The sequence below is a fragment of the Halorussus rarus genome, assembly GCF_003369835.1.
Lineage (GTDB): Archaea > Halobacteriota > Halobacteria > Halobacteriales > Haladaptataceae > Halorussus > Halorussus rarus.
On sequence record NZ_QPMJ01000002.1, the window covers coordinates 773,307 to 794,942 of the forward strand.

Below are 21,636 nucleotides of genomic sequence, written 5' to 3' on the forward strand. Positions count from 1 at the left end.
GGTGGATGGTCACGAGGACGCGACGGCGGAGGCCAACCATTAAGTCGGGGGTGTGATAACTCGAACTGAATGGCTGGCGAAGACGTCGGCGAGTCGTCGGACGCGACCGCCGACCCTCTGGAGGGGTGGCTCGACGCGAAGGCCGAGGAGCTGGGCGTGAGTCGGCGGGAACTGCTCGCCCGCCTCCAGAACGGCGACGCGCCCGAGACAGACGGCGAACCGTTCGCCGACCTCCGCCGGGAGTTCGGCGAGCGGCTCGCGGACACCCGCGAGGAGTTCGAGGCCCAGCTCGCCGAGGTGGAGGCCGACCTCGCAGACGCCGAGGCCGACTTCGACGAGAAGATCGAGGACGTGCGCGAGCGCGTCGTCCAGGTCAAGCGCGAGACCGACGAGAAGGCGCCCGCGGACCACGGCCACGACGACCTGCACCGGCAGACCGAGACCGTGGCCGACCGGGCCGACCGGCTCGCCGACGAACTCGACGCGCTCGCCGAGACCGTGGCCGAACTCGAGGACAGAGTCGAGACCGGGTTCGAGAACTACGAGGACGTCCTGGAGTACCTGACCGACGCGACCGACGACGTCGAGACCAGGCTCGCGACGCTGGCCGAGGTGACCGTCGAGCTCCGCGACCAGACCCGGACGCTCTCGGCGCGCCACGCCGCCCGCGCGGCGGCCGACGAGCTCGCGCACCTCGCCAACCGCCGGGGCGTCGACAGCGCCAAGTGCGGCCACTGCAGGGAGACGGTCCACGTCGGGCTGCTCGCCGAGCCCAAGTGCCCCCACTGCGCGAGCACCTTCAACGACGTCGAGCCCAAGCAGGGGCTGTTCGGGTCGGCCCGACTCGTGGTCGGCGATCCGCCCGCGCTGGAGGGCGAGCGCGCCGACTGGGACCTCGACGACGTGGTCGCCGACGACCGCGACGTCGGCGAGGCACTGGACGACATCGTCGCGGAGGACGACGGATGAGCGACGACCGCGAGGAGGCCGCGAAATCGTCGCGCGACAAGACCGCGAGCGACGAGGCCGAGCGCCCCGCGGACGACCGCCGCGGGCGACGGGGAGACCGACCGGACGAGCCGCTCGGCGACCTCGCCGCGGAGGTCCGGAATCGAACCGGCCGCGGGCGCGCCGACGAGCGCGCCCCGGGCAGCCCGGGGAAAGCCGCAGACCGGCCGGACAGGGAGGGCCCGCTCGCCGACGTCGCCGCGGCGGTCGACGAGCGCCGCCGCGAGCGCGACGGCGACGACGTCGACGCCTTCGATTCGGTCGAGGTCGGCGAACTCGACGGCGAAGAGCTCTGGGAGCGGCTGGCCGAAGGCGAGGACGAACCGGCCGTGACTGCCCCCCCGGAAGCGGAGGACGACGGCGAGTGGTCGGACGGACGGGACGTGCGCACGATTCCGAAGGCGACGTGCCACGGCTGTCCCCACTTCGGCGACCCGCCGGAGCTCGCCTGCAACCACGAGGGGACCGACATCCTGGCGATGCCCGACGCCGAGCACTTCCGCGTCGCCGGCTGCCCGATGGTCGGCGACGACGAGGAGGACATCGGGACTGTCGCGGCGGCCGACCGCGAGGAGTGAGGAGCAGCGGGGACCGGGACGGGCCCGCGGTCGAACGACCGGGGTCGACCCCCTGGCCGACCGTATTTTGCCGTCCGAGCACCAAGTCCGAGCGTGTTCGAGAACCTCGGAGGGGCCGCGCTCGGGGTGGTCGAACAGTACGGCTACCTCGCGCTCGCGGCGTTCACGTTCCTCGAGGCCTCGATGCTGTTCCCGCTCCTCCCGAGCGAGGTGGTCGTGCCGGGCGCGGCGGCCATCCTCGTCGGCGGGCCGGCGTCGTTCGGCCTGTTCGTCGCGGCGGTGGTCGTCGGCACCACGGCCGGGGGCCTGTTCGCGTTCCACGTGTTCGCCGAGTACGGTCGGTCGGCGCTGGCCGACCGCGGCGGTCGACTCCGGCTCTCGGAGGACCGACTGGAGCGGGCGACCGGATGGTTCCGCCGGTGGGGCGAGAGCTCGGTGCTCTGGGGTCGGTTGCTACCGGTTCTGCGGTCGGTGGTCTCGGTGCCCGCGGGGCTGGCCGGGATGGTCCGCTGGAAGTTCACGCTCTACTCGGCGTCGGGCGCGCTCGCGTTCGGCGCGCTCGTGGGAGTAGCCGTCGAGACCGGGTTGAATCTGCTGGGCATCGCGTGAAGTCGGGCCCGGGAACCCCCGCCGGCCGACGTCGCAGCCGTCGCTCCGTCGGGGTGGCTCGGCCCTCTCGGGGTAGTCGGACTGGCGGTCGCCGGTCCCGCCGCCGACCGACCGCGCGAGGCGTCCGGGTCGGCTTCGTCCCGGCTTCGCACTCGAACCTTCGTGCGAGACCGCGACCGCTGGAGGGTCTTCGGCTGTTCTCGGGCAGAACGCACTTCCGGCGGCGGGTCGAGTTTCCGACACGACGATGGATCCAATCGAGGCCTCCCGCTTCACGAGCTGGCTCGAGAGCGGCGTCACGATCCTCCAGTCGGCCATCGCGGCGTTCCTGGTCGTCCTCCTGTTGCTCGGCGTCGTCAATCTCGCGGTCACCATCGGGGAGTCGATCCTCGTTCGGGACGTCACCGACACCGCGGAAACGCTGTCGCTCGTCCGGTCGGCGATCGACATCGTGCTCTACCTGTTCGTCATCGTGGAACTGTACCACACGGTCGTCGCCTACGTCGAGGCCCAGAGCGTCGTGCTGGCAGTCATCCACGCCGGCCTCATCGCGGTCGTGCGCCAGATCATCACCTTCAAGCCCGACGACTACGGCTCGACCGAGGCCATCACCTTCGCGGGCGTCTACGCCCTCCTGCTCGCGGCGCTCCTGGTCGGGTTCTGGGTGGTCCACCGCCAGATCGAGGCGGAGGCCGAGGCCGAGAGCGAACTGGCGTGACCGCGGTCGCGAACCCCCGGACGTTTTCGCCCCGGAGTACCACGGCCGAGACGTGCCCTCCCGCAGACGCCTCCTCGCGACCGCCGGCGTCGCTGCGACGGTCGGTCTCGCCGGCTGTTCGGCCGGAGGCCGGTCGTCTGACGCCGAACCGCTTCCGAACGCGACGCCGACGGCCGCCGACTGGCCGACGCTCCGGTACGACGCTCGCAACGCGGGCTGGAACGCCGGCGCAGACCCGCCCCGCGGCCGTCCCGAACCGCGCTGGGCGACCGACGTCGGCTGGGGGTTCCGGCCCCTGGTCCGTGGCACGCGCGTCGTGCTCCAGACCTACGACGGAGTGACCGCACTCCGCGCGACCGACGGCGAGCGCGTCTGGACCGCCGGAAACGACGGCGGCGGCTTCAGGGAGCCGACGCTGGGAGCACGCCGCGCGTTCTTCCCTGCCGACGACTGCGTCCGGGGGTTCGACCTCGAGACAGGCGCAGAGACGTGGCGCCAGCGCGACTGCGTCGGCGCGAACACCGCCGCGCCCGCGGTCGCTCGGGGACGGCTCTACCTCGCTGTAGGAGGCTTCGCGGCCTACGACGCCGAGGGTCGGGCGACGTGGGCGGCCTCCCTCTCGAACGTCCCGCCGACGCCCGCCGTGGTCGGCGACACCGTCTACGCGACCGGCTACGACAGCCTGGTCGCGCTCGACGCGACCGCGACCCCGTCGCGCCGGTGGCCCTGGGAGAGCGACGACGCCGACCTGCCGTACGTCGCCGACGACCGGGTCGAGCGGTGGCGACGCGACCTCGCGCTGACCGGCGCCCGGTTCCGCTCGAACCCGGCGGTCGTCGACGGGACGGTCTTCGCGGCGGTCGAGGGCGCCGGGCGGGCGCGACTCGACGCCCGCGACGCCGAGACCGGCGACCGACTGTGGCGGTTCGCGGCCGACTCCGGTCCCAACGGCGGGCTGTTCACGCCGCCGGTCTGCGACGGTGAGCGCGTCTACGCGGGTTGCGACGACGGGCGCCTCTACGCCGTCGCCGACGGCGAGGCGGCGTGGTCGCGGTCGCTCGACCGCCTCCCCAACCGGATCGCCGGCGCCGGCGACGCGCTGTTCGTCGGTACCTACGGCGGAGACGGGAGGCCGTCGTCGCTCTCCGCGCTCGACGCCGCGACCGGCGAGACGCGCTGGCAAATCGGATACGACGACGAAGTCCGTGGCATCTCGGTCGCGGGCGGCACGGTGTACGCGACCGTGGTGACCGACCGGCAGCCGGGCGGCGACATCACCGGGACGACAGTGTACGCGTACGGGTAGCGTTCACGGAATCACGGCCGGTGGAATCACGACGGCAGCGGGCAGAGGCTCGCGGTCAGCACCGCGGGCTCGTCGGTCTCGTTGCGCGCCCCGTGAACCTGGCCGCGCTCGTGGAGCACCACGCCCGGCGCCTCGACGGTCTCCTCGTCGCCGTCCTGTATCACGGTCACGGTACCCTCGAGGACGTGGAAGACGTTGGTGGCGCCCGCGTGGTCGTGGGGCGACAGTTCGGCGCCCGGGCCGAGCGCGAACGCCTTCACGAGCACGTCGTCGGTCACGGCCAGTTCCTCGTCGAGCACCTCGCCCTCGTCGGGGTCGAGCTCCGGGTAGCGGTCGAGTCCCATGGGACGGTAGACGCGGCGGTCGGCCTTAAAATCGGGTCCGGTCGAGACGAGTGCGGCCGAGGTCGGGTCGTCCCCGGCCGGCGGCCGCCCCGAGAAAAGCGGGGCGGCCGGTTCGCAAGGGATAGCGGAGCGGCGGTCGATGGGTGCGGACTGTGCCTCTGGCGGTAGGAACGACGAGCGGACGCCGAGGCGGTCGGCTGTCGCGCTGACGGAAACCGGGCCGGTGGGCGGGTCCGGCCCGGCCGGGTGTGTGCGTCGTCGCTCGTCGCGCCGGGATGTGCGGTTGCGGTCGGACACGCGCTATCGGGAGCGGGACGACAGCGCGCCTGTCGCAACGACCGCGTCGAAACGTATGGGCGCCGCCCACTTCAACCGGGGCGACCGTCCAGATGGTTCAGACCCGTTCACCGTCGATTGAACGGTCGTGAACAGTTCAACTTCCGCGTAGGCGAGGGGACGCGCGCTCAAGCATCGAGTAAGTGCACTCGAAAAGGAGGCGTCGGGGCGGGACGGACTCGGGGACGACGGCCGGTCGTCCGGATTACGGACGGGCCGAGCGGTCGCCGAGGAGCTACGTCCGGTGCTCGCCGACGAACCCCGAGGAGAACGCGATCCACGCGAGCACGCTCACGAACAGGATGGGCGGCAGGATGGCGAACCCCCAGAGCGGGTCGACGCCCCACCCGAGCAGCAGCACCACGTCGAGCAGTCCCAGCGTCAGGAACGGCAGCACGGCGAGCGCCGCCTTCCTGCGGTTCCGCGACCCCGAGTCCGGGAAGCGATTCTCCATACTCGAACCACGGGCCCGGACGGACAAAAAGTGTCCGTTCGGCCGCGGCGACCCTGGCGTCGGTCGGCCTGGATTGCCGGGGGAGCGGGGACACCGCGGAGCCGCGGTCCCGACCGCCGGGGAACAGGGATTTGGTGACCGGCGACGTACTCCGGACCATGGCGACGACGACCAAGCTCGAAGCCGACCTCGGCGCCGGCGCGGGCGTCTGGTGGCTCGACCTCGGCGGCGTCAACGCGTACCTCGCCGACGACCGCGGCGACCTGGTGCTGGTCGACGCCGGCACGCCCCGGGACGCCGGCAACATCCGGGACGCCGTCCGGGAGACGGGCCACCGGGTCCCCGACGTCGACCGAGTGGTGGTCACCCACTACGACCTCGACCACGTCGGCGCGCTGTCGAAGCTCGACCTCGACGCGCCGGTGTACGTCGGCCGGGCCGACGCCGAGGTGCTGGTCGGCCGGCGCAAGCCCGACTGGCGCAACCACAAGGGGCTGCTCCAGCGCGCGAGCGACCTGCTCGTCTCGGCGCCCGACCTGCCCATCCGCCCGGTCGAGGACGGCGACCGGATCGGGAGCTTCACCGCCTATCACACGCCGGGCCACTCGCCCGGCCACACCGTCTACGTCGCCGAGGAACCCAGCGTGGCGTTCCTGGGCGACCTGGTGCGCGAGTCCGACGGCCGGCTGGAGGCCTCGCCGTGGGCGATGAGCTACGACACCGACGAGGTCGACCGGAGCCTCCGGCGGCTCGTCCGGGAGGCGCCCGACTTCGAGGTGGCCGCGATGGGCCACGGCACGCCCATCCTGCGGAACGGGAGCGACCGGCTCCGGGAGGCGGCCAACCGGCCCTGAGAACCGGTAAAAGCAGCGCGGCGGGCGGGCTTCAGGCCGCCAGTTCCTCGGCCACCGCGTCGGCCGACAGCAGCGCGGGGTCGAGGATGAGGTCGGCCTGGCCGCGGGCGAAGTCCGGCAGGTCGGCGTCGGTGTAGACGACCACCCGGACGTCGTCGTTGAGGTCCCTCGCGACCGGGATGGCGGTCGCGCCGCCGGTCTCGGTCAGCACCAGCGCGTCCGCGTCGGTGATGCCGGCCTCCTCCAGGGCGGGTCGGGTGGCGACCTCGGGTATCCGCGTCAGTTCGACCCCCTCGGCGTCGAGGGCGTCGCCCAGTCCGTCGTCGTCGGGACCAATCAGGATGGCCTTCATCTCACTCGTACTCGATGGTCGCGGGCGGCTTGTGGGTCACGTCGTACACCACCCGCGAGACGTTGTCGTTCTGTCCGGTGATGCGGCTCTGGATGCGCTGGAGGGTCTCCCAGTCGATCTCCTGGGCGCGGGCGGTCATCCCGTCGCGGCTCTCCACGGAGCGGACCGAGACCACGTGGCCGTGGACCCGGTTGTCGCCCTTCACGCCGGTCGCCTTGCCGAGGACCGCGGCGAACGCCTGCCACGGGTCGTACTCCTCGAGCTCGTCCTCGACGACGTGGGTCGCCTCGCGGGCGACCTCCAGCTTCTCGGCGGTGACCTCCCCGAGGATGCGGACCGCGAGGCCCGGACCGGGGAACGGCATGCGCTCGGCGATGATCTCCTCCAGGTCGAGCGCCCGGGCGACCTCCCGGACCTCGTCCTTGTAGAGGTCCCGCATCGGCTCGACGATGCCCTCGAAGTCGACGACCTCGGGCAGCCCGCCGACGTTGTGGTGGGACTTGATGGTGCCCTCGCTCTCGATGCGGTCGGGGTAGATGGTGCCCTGGACCAGATAGTCGGCGCCGGTCTCCTCGGCGACGGTCTCGAACTCCCGGATGAACTGCTCGCCGATGACGTGGCGCTTCTCCTCGGGGTCGGTGACGCCCGAGAGCGCGTCGAGGAACCGGTCCTGGGCGTCCACGACGCGGAGGCTGTCCATGTAGGAGAACGTCTCGCGGATCTCGTCGGTCTCGCCCTTTCGCATCAGGCCGGTGTCGACGTAGACCGGAGTGAGCTGGTCGCCGACCGCCTCGTAGGCCAGCGCGGCGGCGGTCGAGGAGTCGACCCCGCCCGACAGCGCGATGACCGCGTTTGCGTCGCCGACCGACTCGTGGATCTCGGCGACCTTCTCGTCGACGAACTCGTCGGTGTCGACCATCAGGCCTCGACCTCCTCGGGAGCTTCCGCCTCGCCGTCTGCATCCGTTTCGTCGCCGGACTGCTCGCCGGTCCGCTGCTCCGTCCGGTCGAGCACCGCCTCCAGCAGCCCCACGAACGGGGGGCTCGCCCGGGTCGGCCGGGACCGGAACTCGGGGTGGAACTGGGTGCCGAAGAAGTACGGGTGGTCGGCCAGTTCGAGGATCTCCATCCGGTTGCCCGACCGTCCGGAGAACACCAGCCCGGAGTCCTCGAACGCGTCGAAGAACTCGGGGTTGACCTCGTAGCGGTGGCGGTGGCGCTCGGTGCACGACGTTCCGCCGTACACCTCGGCCGCGAGGGTGTCGGGCTCGATGTCGGTCTCGTGGGCGCCCAGCCGCATCGTGCCGCCCAGGTCCTCGAGGTCGTACTGCTCGGGCAGCAGGTCGATGACCGGGTAGGGCGTCTCCTCGTCGAGTTCGGCGGAGTGGGCGCCCTCCAGGCCGAGCACGTTCCGGGCGTACTCCACGACCGCGAGCTGGAAGCCCAGGCAGAGCCCGAGGTACGGGACGCCGTTCTCGCGGGCGTACCGGATGGCCTCGATCTTCCCCCGGGTCCCCCGGGAGCCGAACCCGCCCGGGACGACGATGCCGTCGGCCTCGTAGAGCCGCTCCTCGTGGTCCTCGGCCATCTTCTCGGAGTCGACCCACAGCACGTTCACGTCGACGTTCTTCTCGAGGCCGGCGTGCTTGAGCGCCTCGTTGACCGACATGTAGGCGTCCTCGAGGTCGTACTTGCCGACCAGCGCGATGTCGACCTCGCCATGGGTCTCCTGGGTCACGAGCTCGCGCCACCTGTTGTCGCGCTCGCCGGCCGGGATCGCCTCGTCGGTCAGGTCGAACTGCTCCATCACGTACTCGTCGAGACCCTCCTCCTCGACCATCAGCGGGACGTGGTAGATGTCCTCGACGTCGGGGTTCGAGAAGACCGCGTCGGTGGGCACGTCGCAGAACAGGGCTATCTTCTCCTTGGTCGAGGGGTCGAGTTCGTCCTCGCAACGCCCCACGAGGATGTCGGGCTGGAGGCCGATAGAGCGCAGTTCCTTCACCGAGTGCTGGGTCGGCTTGGTCTTCTGCTCGCCGTTCTTCGAGTAGGGGACCAGCGTCACGTGGGTCAGCAGGAAGTCCTCCTCGTCTTCCTCGTGGGCGAACTGCCGGAGCGCCTCGAGGAAGGGCATCCCCTCGATGTCGCCCACCGTGCCGCCGACCTCCACGATGCAGACGTCGTGGCCCTCGGCGGCCTCCCGGATGCGGCGCTTGATGTCGTCCGTGACGTGGGGGATGATCTGGACGGTCTTGCCGAGGTAGTCGCCGGCCCGCTCCTTCTCGATGACGTGCTGGTAGGTCTTGCCCGTGGTGACGTTGTGGTCGAACGTCATGTCCTCGTCGAGGAACCGCTCGTAGTTCCCCAGGTCGAGGTCGACCTCGCCGCCGTCCTTGAGGACGTACACCTCGCCGTGCTGGAAGGGGTTCATCGTCCCCGCGTCGACGTTGAGGTACGGGTCGATTTTGACTGCCGTCACGTCGAACCCGGCGTTGGCGAGCAGACGGCCGGTGCTGGCGGCCGTGATGCCCTTGCCGAGTCCCGACATGACGCCCCCGGTGACGAAGATGAACTTGTTCCCGAGGGAGGGGTCGTATTCGGTTTCCGGTTCTGTCGGCATACTGGGTTTCGGCGGGCGCTGTTCAAAACGATTTCGGAGCGCGAGTTGCGGACGCGAGCCGGTTCGAACCGCCGGCAGTCGGGGGGACGATACTCGGAGCCGGACGCCCGCCCGCGGCGGGAAGTCGCCCCTTTCCCAATCTTCTTTAGCCGACGGTCGAACCGTCGGACGATGCCATTCGAGCCAACGCGGCGCGACCTCCTCGGCGCGCTCGCCGCCGCGACCGCAGGCGGTCTCGCCGGCTGCTCGTCAGACTCGCCGCCCGATCGGGGGACCGCAGGTACCGGACGCCCGTCGGCCGGGACCGGTACCGCGGCGGCGCCCGTCCGGGACGCGTCGGCCACGACCGCCGCCGACCGGGGGAGCGTCTACACCCGGGTGTACCGCCGGACCTCCGACGGGGTCACGCTGCTCCGGACCCCGTCGGGCTCGCAGGGGTCGGGGTTCCTCTACGACGACTCGCACATCGTCACCAACTACCACGTGGTGGGCGACGCCGACCGGCTGAGCGTCCAGTTCGACGAGGAGACCTCCCGGGTCGGCCGGGTCGTCGGCCGCGACCCGCGGAGCGACCTCGCGGTCGTCGAGGCCTCGGCGCCGGACGGCGCCGAACCGCTCTCGCTCGTGGAGTCCGAGCCCGAGATCGGCACCCGGGTCGCGGTCGTCGGGAGCCCGTACGGGCTCCGGGGATCGCTCACCTCGGGCATCGTCAGCGGCGTCGACCGCCAGGTGCCGAGTCCGGTCGGCGACTACCGGATTCCGAACGCCGTCCAGACCGACGCGCCCGTCAACCCCGGCAACTCCGGCGGCCCGCTGGTGAACCTCTCGGGCGACGTGCTGGGCGTGGTCAACTCCGGGGGCGGCGACAACATCGCGTTCGCCATCTCGGCGCCGTTGATCCGACGGGTGGTGCCGGCGCTGATCGCCGACGGCGAGTACGACCACCCGTACCTCGGCGCCGAGACCGCGACCGTCACGGAGCTCATCGCGCGCGCGAACGAGTTCCCGAGCGCGAAGGGCGTGCTCGTCGTCTCGGTGCCGGACGGCGTTCCGGCCGACGGGCAGCTCCGGCCCTGCACCAGCGCCGAGCGCGTCGAGGGGTTCCGCGTCCCGGTCGGCGGCGACGCCGTCCTCGCGGTCGAGGGCGAGTCGATCAACGCGCCGACGGACCTCCACGCGTACCTCGCGCTCGAAGCCAGTCCCGGCGACGAACTCTCGATGCGGGTGCGCCGCGACGGCGAGGTGCGGACGCTTGCGGTCGAGGTCGGCGAGCGACCCGAGCTGGTCGCCTGAGCCGAGGTCGGAAGCTCGCCTCCCGATGACGCGGGCGCACGGCGCGGGGACTACTCCGCCCCGAGCGCTCCGACCAGGAACTCGCACACGCGGTCGGCGACCTTCTCCTGTTGGCCGACGAAGAAGTGGTCCGCGCTCAGCTCCACGACCTCGTGATCGAGCTCCCTCGCCCGTTCCACGAGCGGCCGCCAGTCGGCGGTGTCGTCGCGCGTCCCGTAGACGACCTGCACCGGTCCCGTCAGGTCTGCCAGCGCCGCGGCCGCGTCGAGGTCGCTCGCCAGTCTCGACGCCGGAGCGAGCAGCGAGACCGCGTCGGGTTGCGGTTCGACCGTCGCGGCCGCGAGCGCCGCGATCGCGCCGCCGAAGCTGAAACCGAAGACGCCGACGGTATCGTACCGGTCGCGCGCCCACCGGAGCGCGTTGCGGGCGTCCTCGCGCTCGCCGTACCCCTCGTCCCAGTCGCCGTAGTCGAACCGGAGGCAGGCGATTCCCGCGGCGACCAGCGCCTCGCTCACCGCGGTCAGCCGCTGGTCGCCGCGGTGGCCCCGGTGCTGCGGGTGGGGCGGGCACGCGACGATTACGGTCTCGGGGTCGGCGTCGTCGGGAGCGTCGAGGGTCGCGCGAACGTCCCGGCCGCCGGGAATCGGCAGGTCCTCGGAGTGCATGCGCGTCCGTAGTGCGAGCGACCGGATAAGGGTTGTACTCCGGGTTCGTGGCGGTCGTATCTTCTGATTGGTCAACACCAACCGAAGTCGATTCCCGGACTGTGACCCCCAGAAAGCCCCCGCTCGCTCGCGGTCGTCGTCCGAGAGAGCGACGCTCTCTCGTGATCACGAAATCTTCGATTTTCGAACGACTCAGCAGGATATTCTCGCGCCTCGCTGCGCTCTGCGCATCGAATAGTGGCCTGCTGAGACGACAAGGTGAACGCGAGCGAGCGGCCCCTTTCATCCACCCCAACAGCGATTACGTCACCGAGCGTCTGCCAGGTGGATCGCGTCACCGAGCGTTCGCCGGAGGACTGTGTCACCGAGCGCGCAGAGTCGACGCCAGCCGACCGCTCGCCTGGCCCACCGTCGAACGCTCGTCAGACGACTGTTGGAGAGGTGAGGATTTTAAGGGTCAGGTCACGAATGAGGGGATATGGGAGTGCTTTCACGCATGTCGTACGTCGTCCGGTCGAAGATAAACGCCGTCCTGAATCGGGCCGAGGACCCGTCGGAGACGCTCGACTACTCCTACGAGCAGATGCGCGACGAGCTCCAGGAGGTCAAGCAGGGCATCGCCGACCTGACCACCCAGAAGAAGCGCCTCGAGATGCAGAAGCGCCGGCTCGAGGAGAACGTCGAGAAGCACAACGAGCAGGCCCGGGAGGCGGTCAACCAGGACCGCGAGGACCTCGCCCGGCGCGCGCTCGAGAAGAAGAAGCAGAAGATGAACCAGATCGAGGACCTGGAGGGACAGATCGCCAGCCTCCAGAACACCCAGGACAACCTGGTCGAGAAGAAGGACGAGCTCCAGAACCGCATCGAGGAGTTCCGCACGAAGAAGGAGAGCATGAAGGCCCGCTACGAGGCCGCCGAGGCTCAGACACGCGTCTCGGAGGCGATGACCGGCGCCGGCGACGAGATGGAGGACGTCGGTCGGGCCATCGAGCGCGCCGAGGAGCGCACCGAGGACATGGAGGCTCGCTCGCAGGCGATGGACGAGCTCCAGGACTCGGGCGTCTTCGAGGACGCGCTCTCGGACAAGGACAGCCTCGACCGCGAGCTCGAGGAGGTCCGGACCTCCGGCGAGGTCGACGCCGAACTCGAGACGCTCAAGACCGAGATGGGCAAGGGCTCGACCGATTCGAGCGACTCGGAGGCCGAACCCGCCGACGCCGAGACCGATCTGGAGGCCGACCTGGAGACGGAGGTCGAGACCGAGGGCGAACCCGTCGACGAGGACGTCGAGGCCGAACTCGAGGAGCTCAAGGACGACGAGGAGAGCTGACCGCGCCGCTCTCGTTCGTTCCGGCGGCCGAATCGACGTCCGGCTCCGAATCGACCGCCGCCTCCGCGCCCTCCGCTATCGCGTCGCCGAGCCGGTCGACCGTCTCGGGCCGCTCGGCCGCGGTGATGCGGACCGTCGCACCGTCGCGCGCTATCTCGTAGTGCATCCCCGGCGCCTGGTCGCTGGCCGGCACGGAGACGGTCCCGTCGCCCTCCCCGCCGGGTGCGGCCGCGCCGTTCGCCGCCAGCATCGCGCGCCACGCGTCGGCGAACTCCCGGGCCTCGCCCGCCGACTCCCAGACCGTCACCCAGCGGGTCGCCGGCCCGGCCGCGCCCCCGGCGGCGTAGTAGAACATCCGGTCGGCCGCCCACCCGTCGGCGGCCGCGGCGGCCCGGGAGAACGACAGGCCGTTCATCCGGAGCGCGTGCCGGACGACGAGTTCGCCCGCGGTGTCGGCGTGAATCCGCGAGAACTCCGCGGACTCGGGAATCTCCGGGGCGTCGGGTATCGACGCGGGTTCGAGGCGTTCGCCGGGATGGAGCAGTTCGGCGGTCGAGCCCGGCGGGTCCCGGATCGCGGCGGTCCGCTCGGTCGGGGCGCTGCCGGCTCGCTCGTAGAACGCGTATCCGTAGTAGTAGGGCGTGCCGGCGACGCTGTGGGTCCAGGCCGGCCGGGTCAGCGTCCGGTTGTACTCGGTGACCGAGTAGTCGCCCCCGCCGTACCGCCGGAGGTACTGCTCGGTGACCCACATAGCGTCGCCCTCGACCAGCGCCGTGGTGACCAGCCGGGCGTCGGTCGTCCAGCGCGGGAACTCCGACTGGAGCGCCGCGCGCGAGGGCGACAGCAGGTCGTGCTGGAACTGGAGCGCGTGGACGAACTCGTGGGCCAGCACCGCCCGCTGGGAGACGTTGAACGCCGCCAGCGCGGAGTCGTTGAGCAGGTAGATGTGGACGGCGGCCTGGCGCTCGACCGTGTACCCGAGGGGCGCGCGGCGCTCGGTCGACGCGTTCGAGTACAGCTGGAGCGCCTTCGCGCCGGCCGGCCGAATCCCGCCGAACACGTCCCGGGCGTCGTAGGTCTCGTCGGCCGGCGGCTCGTACTCGTGGAGCGTGATGCCCTGGAGCGCCGGGAGGTCGCGGAGGCGCTCGACCCGGTCGAGCACCGTCGCCGGGTCGTAGTCGGGGTCGAACCCCTCGGTTTCGATCTCGACCGTCTCGTCGGCCGATTGGTCGGCCGTCCAGGTCGTGGTCCCGTCGGCCCCTGCGTCGTCGGTCGGCGCACCGGTCGCCGCCGCGTCGTCGGGCGTCACTGCCGCAGTCGTCGCGTCCTTCGCTGTCGATTCCGCCGTTCGGTCGCCCGCCGCCGGAATCGAATCGGTCAGCCCCGAGTGCCGGTCGCCCGCCGCGGGGGACGCGCCCGCGAACGCGAGCACGACCGCCAGCGCGAGGGCGAGCCGCGCTCCCCCTGCCATGGAGCCACGCACGCGCCGAAGCGCCTAAAGGCCCCGGGTCCTCCGGCTGCCGACAGCGGTCGGGGGCTCGCGGGGAGTTCGGGAGCGGTCCGGAGGTCGTCGAGGGAGACGCCGCGAGAACCAGCACTTATCCCGACGAACCGCGAATCGGACGACAGACAGCCAGTGACGACCGACGACACCGACCGTCCGGTCATCGCCGTCCCCGCGTCAGTTCGCGACGAAATCGTCGCACACGCTCGCGAGGGTGCGCCCGAGGAGGTCTGCGGGATCCTCGCGGGTGTTCGTGAGGCTCGAGGCGAAGCCGACCGGACACGACACCGCGTCGAGAGCCGACACCCGGCCGCAAACGTCGCCGAGACGCCCCGGACGCGCTACGAAATCGATCCCCGCGAGCAGCTCGACCTGCTGGAGCGGATCGAGGACGCGGGCCGGGAAGTAGTGGGTTTCTACCACTCGCATCCGCGGGGACCGGCCGCCCCGAGCGCCACCGACGCCGCGCAGGCGACGTGGCCCGACAGGTCGTACGTCATCGTCTCGTTGGGGAACGACGAAGGAGAACCAGAGGCCTCGCTCGGGGCGTGGCGCTGGAACGGCGAGGAGTTCGTCGAGGAGACGGTCCGACTCGCGGACGCGGAGTCCGCGTGACGGCGGAGTCGCGGGGACTGCGCGACCTCACTCGCTGCGCTGGGCCGACCAGACCGCGGTCGCGCCGAGCAGGATGGCCGGGATCATCGGCAGGACGAGGTAGGCGAACTTGTAGGGGCGGACCGGCGGGAGGTAGAGGATGGCCGCCGGAACCACCAGGAAGCAGAGGGCGATGACGCCGACCAGCACCCAGCCGCGCCAGTCCCACTCCTCGCGGCCGCGCTCGACCGGCGCGGCGGGGTCGAACTCGTCGGCGGCCGGGTCGACGCCGTCCTCGTCGGGGCCGCTCCGCCGACCGCCCCGGCCCTCGTCGACGTCGCCGACCTCGCCGGGGCCGCTCCGCCGACCGCCCCGGCCCTCGTCGACGTCGCCGACCTCGCCCGGGCGGTGAGTGTAGGTGTCCTCGGTCATCCGTCGTACCTGCCGTCGGGCACGACGACGACCTTGCCGAAGCCCTCGCGGTCCTCGAGCATCTCGTGGGCTTGCGCGGTCTCGCTCATCGGGAAGACCTCCCGGATGCGGGGCTCGAACGTGCCGTCCCAGACCAGTTCGAGCACGTCGTCGACCTCGCCGGGGTTGGCCATGGTCGAGCCGATGACCGAGAGCTGATTCCAGAAGATGCGATTGAGGCCCGCGCCGGGGTTCGGCCCGGTGGTCGCGCCGCAGGTGACGACCCGGCCGCCCTTCGCGAGGCTCTTGAGCGAGTCGGGGTAGGTCGCCTCGCCGACGTGGTCGACCACCATGTCGACGCCGCGCTTGCCGGTCCACTCGCGGACGGCGTCGGCGAAGTCCTCGTCCTCGTAGTTGACGGTGCGGTCGGCGCCGATCTCCTCGGCGTACTCCAGCTTCTCGTCCGAGGAGGCGGTGGCGTACACCTCCGCGCCGGCGTAGTCCGCGACTTGGACCGCGGCGTGGCCGACGCCGCCGGAGGCGCCGAGCACCAGTACCGACTCGCCCGACGTGAGGTCGCCGCGGTTGAGCAGCATCCGCCACGCGGTCTGGAACACGAGCGGTGCGGCCGCCGCGGTCTCCCACTCGACGCCCGTGGGAACCTCGACGAGGTTGTCCTCGGGCACCGCCGCGCGCTCGCTGTGGACGCCCCGGACGTGCTCGCCGATGATGTGGAAGTTGACGCATATCGAGTACTCGCCGTGGCGGCAGTACTCGCACTTCCCGCAGTAGACGCCCGCCGAGACCGCCACGCGGTCGCCCGGCTCGAACCGGGTCACGTCCTCGCCGACCTCGAGGACGACGCCCGCCGCGTCGCTGCCGGGAATGTGGGGCATGTCGAGGTCGATGCCCGGGAGCCCCTTCCGGGTCCAGACGTCGAGGTGGTTGAGCGCGCCCGCCTTCACGTCGACCAGTACCTCGTCGCGGTCCGGCGTCGGGTCCGTGAAGTCGTCGTACTCGATGACGCTCCGGTCCCCGTGCTCGCTGAACTGGACGGCTTTCATACCTACCACGTGGGTCTCGCGTGGTAAAACTGTACCTCAACTGGTCCTGTCCCTCAACCGGTCCGCCCGGCCGGTCGTCGCGGACGCTTCGGCCGCCAGCCTCGAGCGGGGGGAGCCGACGGTAATCAGTCCGACACGAGCGCGACTCGCCGCCTTGATTTAAGGTGCTGTCTGTCAAATACTCGCGCATGGTCGATTTCCAATCGCGCGACACGCGGCGCGACCGCGACGACGAGGACGACGGGTCGGAGTCGGCGCCGGCGGAGGGCGTCGACGAGGAGGCCCACGACCCCGACGCCTCCGACGATGGGCACGACAGCGGGCACGCCGACGACGCACACGACCACCACGCCCACGACGTCGACTCGCTCGGCGCGGCGGTCGTGACGGTCTCGTCCTCGCGGAGCCTCTCGGACGACCCCTCGGGCGACGCCGTGGTCGCCGGGGTCGAAGACGCGGGCCACAGGGTGGTGAGCCGCGACCTCATCGGCGACAGCTACGACGGCGTCCAGAGCTCGCTCACCGGGCTGGTCGGGCGCGAGGACGTCGACATCGTCGTCACGACCGGCGGGACCGGCGTGACGCCCGACGACGTGACCATCGAGGCGGCGGGCCAGCTCTTCGACAAGGAGCTGCCGGGGTTCGGCGAGCTGTTCCGGCTGCTCTCGCACGACGAGATCGGCACGCGGGTCGTCGGCACGCGCGCGACCGCCGGCGTGGTCGACGGGGTGGTCGTCTTCTGCCTGCCGGGCAGCGAGAACGCCGCCCGCCTCGGCGTCGAGGAGATAATCGTCGAGGAGGCCGGCCACCTGGCCGGGCTCGCCTCGCGCGAGGAGTAGTTACCGGAGCGGAAGGTACCGGGAGAGGGATACTGCTGTTCTACCGGCGCCGCCGACCTACTCGAAGTCCCGGCGCATCGCGATCTCGAACCACGGGCAGAGCCGGAGCTGGCGGTACCACTCGGGGTGCTCGTGGAGCCGCTCGTAGGGCACCCACATCAGACCCGCGACCTCCTCCTCGTTCGGGTCGACGCCGGTGTCGTCGAGCGTGAGCTTCAGCACGGCGCAGACCTCGTGCTCGACGCCCGCGTTCTCGAAGTAGCGCTTGTACTCGAACCGGTCGGTGACCCGGAGGTCGTCGTACTGGTCGGGCGTGACCCCCAGCTCCTCGTCGAGTCGCCGGCGGGTCGCCTCCTCCTGGCTCTGACCCTCGACCGGGTGGGAGGCGACGGTGCCGTCCCACCACGTCCCCCAGAGGCGCTTGTCGGGGGCGCGCTGGGCCAGCAGGATGTTTCCCTCGCCGTCGAACACCAGCGAGGTGAACGCGCGGTGGCGGATGCCGTCGCCGGTGTGAGCGTCGAGGCGGTTGACCACGTCCTGTCGCTCGTCGTCGGCGTCGACGGCGACGACGTGCTGGCGTGCGTTCTCGTGGCGCTCCTCCGGAGTGGACGTCCTGGCCTCGTCAGCCCCGTCGTTGGCGTCGGTGCTCATTGGCCTCTGCTTGTCGGGGATAGGTAAAACCGTCTTCGATAGTTCGCGGCGACGGAAGAGGCGGTGGTCAGGCTGTCTCCGGTCGCAGTCACGTGTCCGGGAGGAGAGGGTACAGTCAACGATTACCGCGCGTATATTTCCGAAAGCCCCGGCCGCTCGCGTGACGGCGAGCGGCCGGCCCCTTTCGTTCACCCGAACTGTCGGCGGTGTCACCGAGTGCGGCCGACCCGAATTCGGCGAGTGCGCTCCCGCAGCTGGTTCCCGAGCGCACGGGGGTGAGGGGTCCAGAACCGCGTCAGCACGCTGCGAGGACGGAGCGCGGACCCGCGAACGCCGAAATACGAATTTCGAAATTGCGTTCCGGAACTCGTAATCTATCGTCGGATTTATTACGATGAGCGAACTTCCCACTACCAACGAATGACCGACGACACCGCAGGCGACGGACGGACCATCCTGCTCATCGGTAGCGGACCGATCCAGATCGGCCAGGCCGCCGAGTTCGACTACTCGGGCGCGCAGGCCTGCCGGGCGCTGCAGGAGGAGGGCGCGCGAGTCGTGCTGGTCAACTCCAACCCGGCGACCATCATGACCGACCCGGAGATGGCCGACGAGGTGTACATCGAGCCCATCACCACCGAGGCCATCGCCGAGATCATCCGGAAGGAGAACCCCGACGGCGTCATCGCGGGGCTGGGCGGCCAGACCGGGCTGAACGTCACCGCCGAGCTCTCCGAGGAGGGCGTGCTCGAGGAGTACGACGTCGACATCATGGGCACGCCGCTGGACACCATCTACGCCACCGAGGACCGCGACCTGTTCCGCCAGCGCATGCGGGACCTGGGCCAGCCGGTCGCGCGCTCGACCACCATCACGCTGGACGACGACGAGGAGCTCTCCGGTATCACCGAGAGCGACCTCCGGGACCGCGTCGAGGCCGCGGTCGAGGAGGTCGGCGGCCTGCCGGTCATCGCCCGGACCACCTACACCCTCGGCGGCTCGGGGTCGGGCGTGGTCGAGGAGATGGACGAACTGCTCGAGCGCGTCAGGAAGGGCCTGCGGCTCTCGCGGAACGGCGAGGTGCTCATCACCGAGTCCATCGCCGGCTGGGTCGAGCTCGAGTACGAGGTGATGCGCGACGCCGGCGACTCGTGCATCATCATCTGCAACATGGAGAACATCGACCCGATGGGCATCCACACCGGCGAGTCGACCGTCGTGACGCCCAGCCAGGTCATCCCCGACGACGGCCACCAGGAGATGCGCGACGCCGCGCTCGAGGTCATCCGGGACCTGGGCATCCAGGGCGGCTGCAACATCCAGTTCGCGTGGCGCGACGACGGCACCCCCGGCGGGGAGTACCGCGTCGTCGAGGTCAATCCCCGGGTCTCGCGGTCCTCGGCGCTCGCGTCGAAGGCGACGGGCTACCCCATCGCCCGGGTGACCGCGAAGGTCGCGCTGGGCAAGCGCCTCCACGAGATCGAGAACGAGATCACGGGCCAGACCACCGCCGCCTTCGAGCCGGCCATCGACTACGTGGTCACCAAGGTCCCGCGCTGGCCCAAGGACAAGTTCCCGGACGTCGACTTCGAGCTGGGCACCGCGATGAAGTCGACCGGCGAGGCGATGGCCATCGGCCGGACGTTCGAGGAGAGCCTGCTGAAGGCGCTGCGCTCCTCGGAGTACGACCCCGCGGCCGACTGGGCCGAGGTCGACGACGAGACCCTCGAGACCGACTACCTGGAGGCGCCGACGCCCGACCGCCCGTACGCCATGTTCGAGGCGTTCGACCGGGGTTACTCGGTCGAGGAGGTCGTCGACCTGACCGGCATCTACGAGTGGTACGTCGAGCGCTACGAGAACGTCGCGGACGCCGCGGTCGCGGCTCAGGACGGCGAGTTCGGTGAGGCCGCCGAGATCGGCTTCACCGACCACGAGATCACCGCGATGGCGGGCGGCGAGTTCGCCGACACCCACTCGTCGTGGATTCCGGCCGAGAGCAGCGCCGGCGACGACGCAGGCGCGGACGACGAGAAGCTCGCCGACGGCGCGGGCGTGACGGTCGAGGACGTCGAGGCGGGCTCGCCCGACCGCGACTTCAAGCAGGTCGACACCTGCGCCGGGGAGTTCGCGGCATCGACGCCGTACTACTACTCCTCGCGCCGTCCCGGCGACGGCCTGGGCCGCGACGAGGTCCAGGTCGACCGCAACGTCGAGAGCGTGGTCGTGGTCGGCGGCGGCCCCATCCGCATCGGGCAGGGCGTCGAGTTCGACTACTGCTCGGTCCACGCGGTCCGCGCGCTGCGCGAGCAGGGCATCGACGCCCACGTCGTGAACAACAACCCCGAGACGGTCTCGACCGACTACGACACCTCCGACGGCCTGTTCTTCGAGCCCATCACCGCCGAGGAGGTCGCCGACGTGGTCGAGGCCACCAACGCCGACGGCGTGATGGTCCAGTTCGGCGGCCAGACCTCGGTCGACATCGGCGACCCGCTGGAGGCCGAGCTCGACCGCCGCGGCCTCGACTGCGACATCCTCGGGACGTCGGTCGAGGCGATGGACCTCGCGGAGGACCGCGACCGGTTCAACCGCCTGATGGACGACCTCGGCGTCGCCCAGCCCGAGGGCGGCTCCGCGACCAGCGAGGAGGAAGCGCTCGACCTCGCCCACGACATCGGCTACCCGGTGCTCGTCCGGCCCTCGTACGTGCTCGGCGGCCGCGCGATGGACGTCGTCCACGACGACGAGGAACTCAAGGAGTACATGGAGGAGGCCGTCAGGGTCAGCCCCGACAAGCCCATCCTCGTCGACGAGTTCCTCGCCGACGCGGTGGAGCTCGACGTCGACGCCGTGGCGGACGGCGAGGACGTGCTGATAGGGGGAATCATGGAGCACGTCGAGACCGCCGGGGTCCACTCGGGCGACTCGGCCTGCATGATCCCGCCGCGCGCACTCGACGACGAGACCCTCGGTCGGGTCCGGGAGGTCGTCAAGGACATCGCGGTGGCGCTCGACACCGTGGGGCTGCTGAACGTCCAACTGGCCGTGCAGGACGGCGAGGTGTACGTGCTGGAGGCCAACCCGCGGTCCTCGCGGACGGTCCCGTTCGTCTCGAAGGCGACGGGCGTCCCCATCGCGAAGCTCGCCGCGAAGGTGATGGCCGGCGAGTCGCTGGCCGACCTCGAAATCGACGAACAGGTGCCCGAGCAGATCAGCGTCAAGGAGGTCGTGCTGCCGTTCGACCGCCTGCCGGGCAGCGACCCCCGGCTCGGCCCGGAGATGAAGTCCACCGGCGAGGTCATGGGCACCGCCGACACGTTCGGCAAGGCCTACGACAAGGCCCAGGACTCGACCGGCAAGCCCATCCCGTCGGGCGGCACCGCGCTGGTCGACCTCACCGACGACTTCGGGGAGTACTTCAGCACCGAGGAGTTCGGCACGTACTTCGAGGTCGTCACGCCCGACGAGTTCGGCGACGACGAGGCCGAGTGGACCGAGCGCGCGAAGCGGGCGGTCCTCGACGGCGACATCGACCTCATCGTCTCGCGGAACCGCGACCTGCTGGAGACCGCGGTCGAGGAGGAGATCACCTACTTCTCGACCGAGGCCAGCGCCGCGGCCGCGCTGGAGGCGCTCGGCGCCCGGGACGAACCCCTCGACGTCCAGCCGGTCGGCGACCGGCCGAAGCGGGTCCGCGAGTGGGGCAAGTAGCGCCGCGGAACCGAGAACTGTAGCCGATTTCTCACGCGACCATCGCCGTCCCGCCGCCCAGCAACGCCACGGCGGCGGTTCCGCCGACCAGCAGGGCCGCGAGCGCGTACCACGGCTCGCGCCGCACGGTCGCCTGGGCCTTCGACAGTCTGCCGGCGACCCCGAGGCCCAGCGCCGCGGCGACGAACGCCGCCGTGAGCCAGGTCGCCAGGTCGGTCCGACCGATGACGTGGCCGTAGCCCGCGAGGACGCCGACGACCCCGCCCAGGACGAGGGCGTGGACCTCCGTGTACGTCAGGGGGTTGTCCGAGCCGAGAACGGGTTTCGCCATGGTCGCCACTACGCGCCGCGTCGATTAAATTTGTTTTCCATCTTGGAAAATAATCGCCCGGC

22 protein-coding genes are annotated in these 21,636 nt (G+C 70.8%); 11 read left to right on the plus strand and 11 right to left on the minus strand.

Features of this window, described 5'->3' with window-relative positions:
• Nucleotides 1–69 precede the first annotated feature (69 nt).
• From DVR07_RS12150 to DVR07_RS12170, 5 genes are all read left to right on the plus strand, one after another.
• The gene (locus tag DVR07_RS12150) at nucleotides 70–969 is read left to right on the plus strand and encodes a hypothetical protein (RefSeq protein WP_115797553.1); all 900 of its coding nucleotides are present in this window, start codon (nucleotides 70–72) and stop codon (nucleotides 967–969) included.
• Nucleotides 966–1,586: a hypothetical protein gene (locus DVR07_RS12155; protein ID WP_193570137.1), complete on the plus strand. Its 621-nt coding sequence runs from the start codon at nucleotides 966–968 to the stop codon at nucleotides 1,584–1,586. The genes DVR07_RS12150 and DVR07_RS12155 overlap by 4 nt, the downstream gene beginning before the upstream one ends.
• A gap of 93 nt (nucleotides 1,587–1,679) precedes the next feature.
• The gene (locus DVR07_RS12160) at nucleotides 1,680–2,195 is read left to right on the plus strand and encodes a DedA family protein (protein WP_240318878.1); all 516 of its coding nucleotides are present in this window, start codon (nucleotides 1,680–1,682) and stop codon (nucleotides 2,193–2,195) included.
• Nucleotides 2,196–2,442: 247 nt separating this feature from the next.
• Nucleotides 2,443–2,913, plus strand: a complete 471-nt coding sequence (locus DVR07_RS12165; RefSeq protein WP_115797554.1) for a phosphate-starvation-inducible PsiE family protein — start codon at nucleotides 2,443–2,445, stop codon at nucleotides 2,911–2,913.
• A gap of 52 nt (nucleotides 2,914–2,965) precedes the next feature.
• Entirely contained in the window at nucleotides 2,966–4,219 is a 1,254-nt protein-coding gene (locus DVR07_RS12170; RefSeq protein ID WP_115797555.1) for an outer membrane protein assembly factor BamB family protein, read from the plus strand.
• 26 nt (nucleotides 4,220–4,245) lie between these two features.
• On the opposite strand, the gene DVR07_RS12175 is transcribed toward DVR07_RS12170, so the two are convergent.
• Nucleotides 4,246–4,563, minus strand: coding sequence for a cupin domain-containing protein (locus DVR07_RS12175; RefSeq protein WP_115797556.1), 318 nt, complete (start codon nucleotides 4,561–4,563; stop codon nucleotides 4,246–4,248).
• A gap of 571 nt (nucleotides 4,564–5,134) precedes the next feature.
• Nucleotides 5,135–5,353: a hypothetical protein gene (locus DVR07_RS12180; RefSeq protein ID WP_115797557.1), complete on the minus strand. Its 219-nt coding sequence runs from the start codon at nucleotides 5,351–5,353 to the stop codon at nucleotides 5,135–5,137.
• Nucleotides 5,354–5,511: 158 nt separating this feature from the next.
• Here DVR07_RS12180 and DVR07_RS12185 point away from each other — a divergent pair, with 158 nt between their 5' ends.
• Complete coding sequence (locus tag DVR07_RS12185) at nucleotides 5,512–6,207, plus strand: MBL fold metallo-hydrolase (protein WP_115797558.1); 696 nt, start codon at nucleotides 5,512–5,514, stop codon at nucleotides 6,205–6,207.
• 31 nt (nucleotides 6,208–6,238) lie between these two features.
• Here DVR07_RS12185 and DVR07_RS12190 read toward each other — a convergent pair whose 3' ends face one another.
• The 3 genes from DVR07_RS12190 to pyrG are packed head-to-tail and all read right to left on the minus strand — an operon-like array spanning nucleotide 6,239 to nucleotide 9,178.
• On the minus strand, nucleotides 6,239–6,559 hold the full coding sequence (locus DVR07_RS12190; protein WP_115797559.1) for a DUF7126 family protein: 321 nt from the start codon (nucleotides 6,557–6,559) through the stop codon (nucleotides 6,239–6,241).
• Between the two features lies 1 nt (nucleotide 6,560).
• Entirely contained in the window at nucleotides 6,561–7,478 is a 918-nt protein-coding gene (guaA, locus tag DVR07_RS12195; RefSeq protein WP_115797560.1) for a glutamine-hydrolyzing GMP synthase, read from the minus strand.
• Nucleotides 7,478–9,178 carry a glutamine hydrolyzing CTP synthase gene (pyrG, locus tag DVR07_RS12200; RefSeq protein WP_115797561.1) on the minus strand — a complete coding sequence of 567 codons (1,701 nt, stop codon included), beginning with the start codon at nucleotides 9,176–9,178 and terminating at the stop codon, nucleotides 7,478–7,480. Before pyrG ends, guaA begins: the two co-directional genes overlap by 1 nt.
• A gap of 171 nt (nucleotides 9,179–9,349) precedes the next feature.
• On the opposite strand from pyrG, the gene DVR07_RS12205 reads away from it, so the two are divergent.
• Nucleotides 9,350–10,471 (plus strand): S1C family serine protease, encoded by a 1,122-nt coding sequence (locus DVR07_RS12205; protein ID WP_115797562.1) that lies wholly within the window; start codon nucleotides 9,350–9,352, stop codon nucleotides 10,469–10,471.
• A 50-nt stretch (nucleotides 10,472–10,521) separates the two neighbouring features.
• On the opposite strand, the gene DVR07_RS12210 is transcribed toward DVR07_RS12205, so the two are convergent.
• Nucleotides 10,522–11,136 carry an alpha/beta hydrolase gene (locus DVR07_RS12210; protein ID WP_115797563.1) on the minus strand — a complete coding sequence of 205 codons (615 nt, stop codon included), beginning with the start codon at nucleotides 11,134–11,136 and terminating at the stop codon, nucleotides 10,522–10,524.
• A 478-nt stretch (nucleotides 11,137–11,614) separates the two neighbouring features.
• Here DVR07_RS12210 and DVR07_RS12215 point away from each other — a divergent pair, with 478 nt between their 5' ends.
• Nucleotides 11,615–12,466 (plus strand): PspA/IM30 family protein, encoded by an 852-nt coding sequence (locus DVR07_RS12215; RefSeq protein WP_193570138.1) that lies wholly within the window; start codon nucleotides 11,615–11,617, stop codon nucleotides 12,464–12,466.
• Here DVR07_RS12215 and DVR07_RS22365 read toward each other — a convergent pair.
• Nucleotides 12,444–13,937 carry a hypothetical protein gene (locus DVR07_RS22365; protein WP_240147531.1) on the minus strand — a complete coding sequence of 498 codons (1,494 nt, stop codon included), beginning with the start codon at nucleotides 13,935–13,937 and terminating at the stop codon, nucleotides 12,444–12,446. The two genes, DVR07_RS12215 and DVR07_RS22365, sit on opposite strands and share 23 nt — an antisense overlap.
• 165 nt (nucleotides 13,938–14,102) lie before the next feature.
• Here DVR07_RS22365 and DVR07_RS22370 point away from each other — a divergent pair, with 165 nt between their 5' ends.
• The gene (locus tag DVR07_RS22370; protein WP_240318879.1) at nucleotides 14,103–14,585 is read left to right on the plus strand and encodes a desampylase; all 483 of its coding nucleotides are present in this window, start codon (nucleotides 14,103–14,105) and stop codon (nucleotides 14,583–14,585) included.
• Nucleotides 14,586–14,612: 27 nt separating this feature from the next.
• Here DVR07_RS22370 and DVR07_RS12225 read toward each other — a convergent pair whose 3' ends face one another.
• Together DVR07_RS12225 and DVR07_RS12230 are read right to left on the minus strand one after the other, a co-directional pair.
• Nucleotides 14,613–14,996: a hypothetical protein gene (locus DVR07_RS12225; RefSeq protein ID WP_115797565.1), complete on the minus strand. Its 384-nt coding sequence runs from the start codon at nucleotides 14,994–14,996 to the stop codon at nucleotides 14,613–14,615.
• Entirely contained in the window at nucleotides 14,993–16,039 is a 1,047-nt protein-coding gene (locus tag DVR07_RS12230) for a zinc-binding dehydrogenase (RefSeq protein ID WP_115797566.1), read from the minus strand. Before DVR07_RS12230 ends, DVR07_RS12225 begins: the two co-directional genes overlap by 4 nt.
• Nucleotides 16,040–16,227: 188 nt before the next feature.
• On the opposite strand from DVR07_RS12230, the gene DVR07_RS12235 reads away from it, so the two are divergent.
• Nucleotides 16,228–16,878, plus strand: coding sequence for a MogA/MoaB family molybdenum cofactor biosynthesis protein (locus DVR07_RS12235; protein WP_115797567.1), 651 nt, complete (start codon nucleotides 16,228–16,230; stop codon nucleotides 16,876–16,878).
• 57 nt (nucleotides 16,879–16,935) lie between these two features.
• Here DVR07_RS12235 and DVR07_RS12240 read toward each other — a convergent pair whose 3' ends face one another.
• Nucleotides 16,936–17,529: an NUDIX hydrolase gene (locus DVR07_RS12240; RefSeq protein WP_115797568.1), complete on the minus strand. Its 594-nt coding sequence runs from the start codon at nucleotides 17,527–17,529 to the stop codon at nucleotides 16,936–16,938.
• A gap of 420 nt (nucleotides 17,530–17,949) precedes the next feature.
• Between DVR07_RS12240 and carB the strand changes: the two genes are divergently transcribed.
• Nucleotides 17,950–21,243 (plus strand): carbamoyl-phosphate synthase large subunit, encoded by a 3,294-nt coding sequence (gene carB / locus DVR07_RS12245; RefSeq protein ID WP_115797569.1) that lies wholly within the window; start codon nucleotides 17,950–17,952, stop codon nucleotides 21,241–21,243.
• 31 nt (nucleotides 21,244–21,274) lie between these two features.
• Here the strand turns inward: carB and DVR07_RS12250 are convergent, their stop codons facing one another.
• Nucleotides 21,275–21,574, minus strand: coding sequence for a hypothetical protein (locus DVR07_RS12250; RefSeq protein WP_115797570.1), 300 nt, complete (start codon nucleotides 21,572–21,574; stop codon nucleotides 21,275–21,277).
• Between the last annotated feature and the right edge of the window lie 62 nt (nucleotides 21,575–21,636).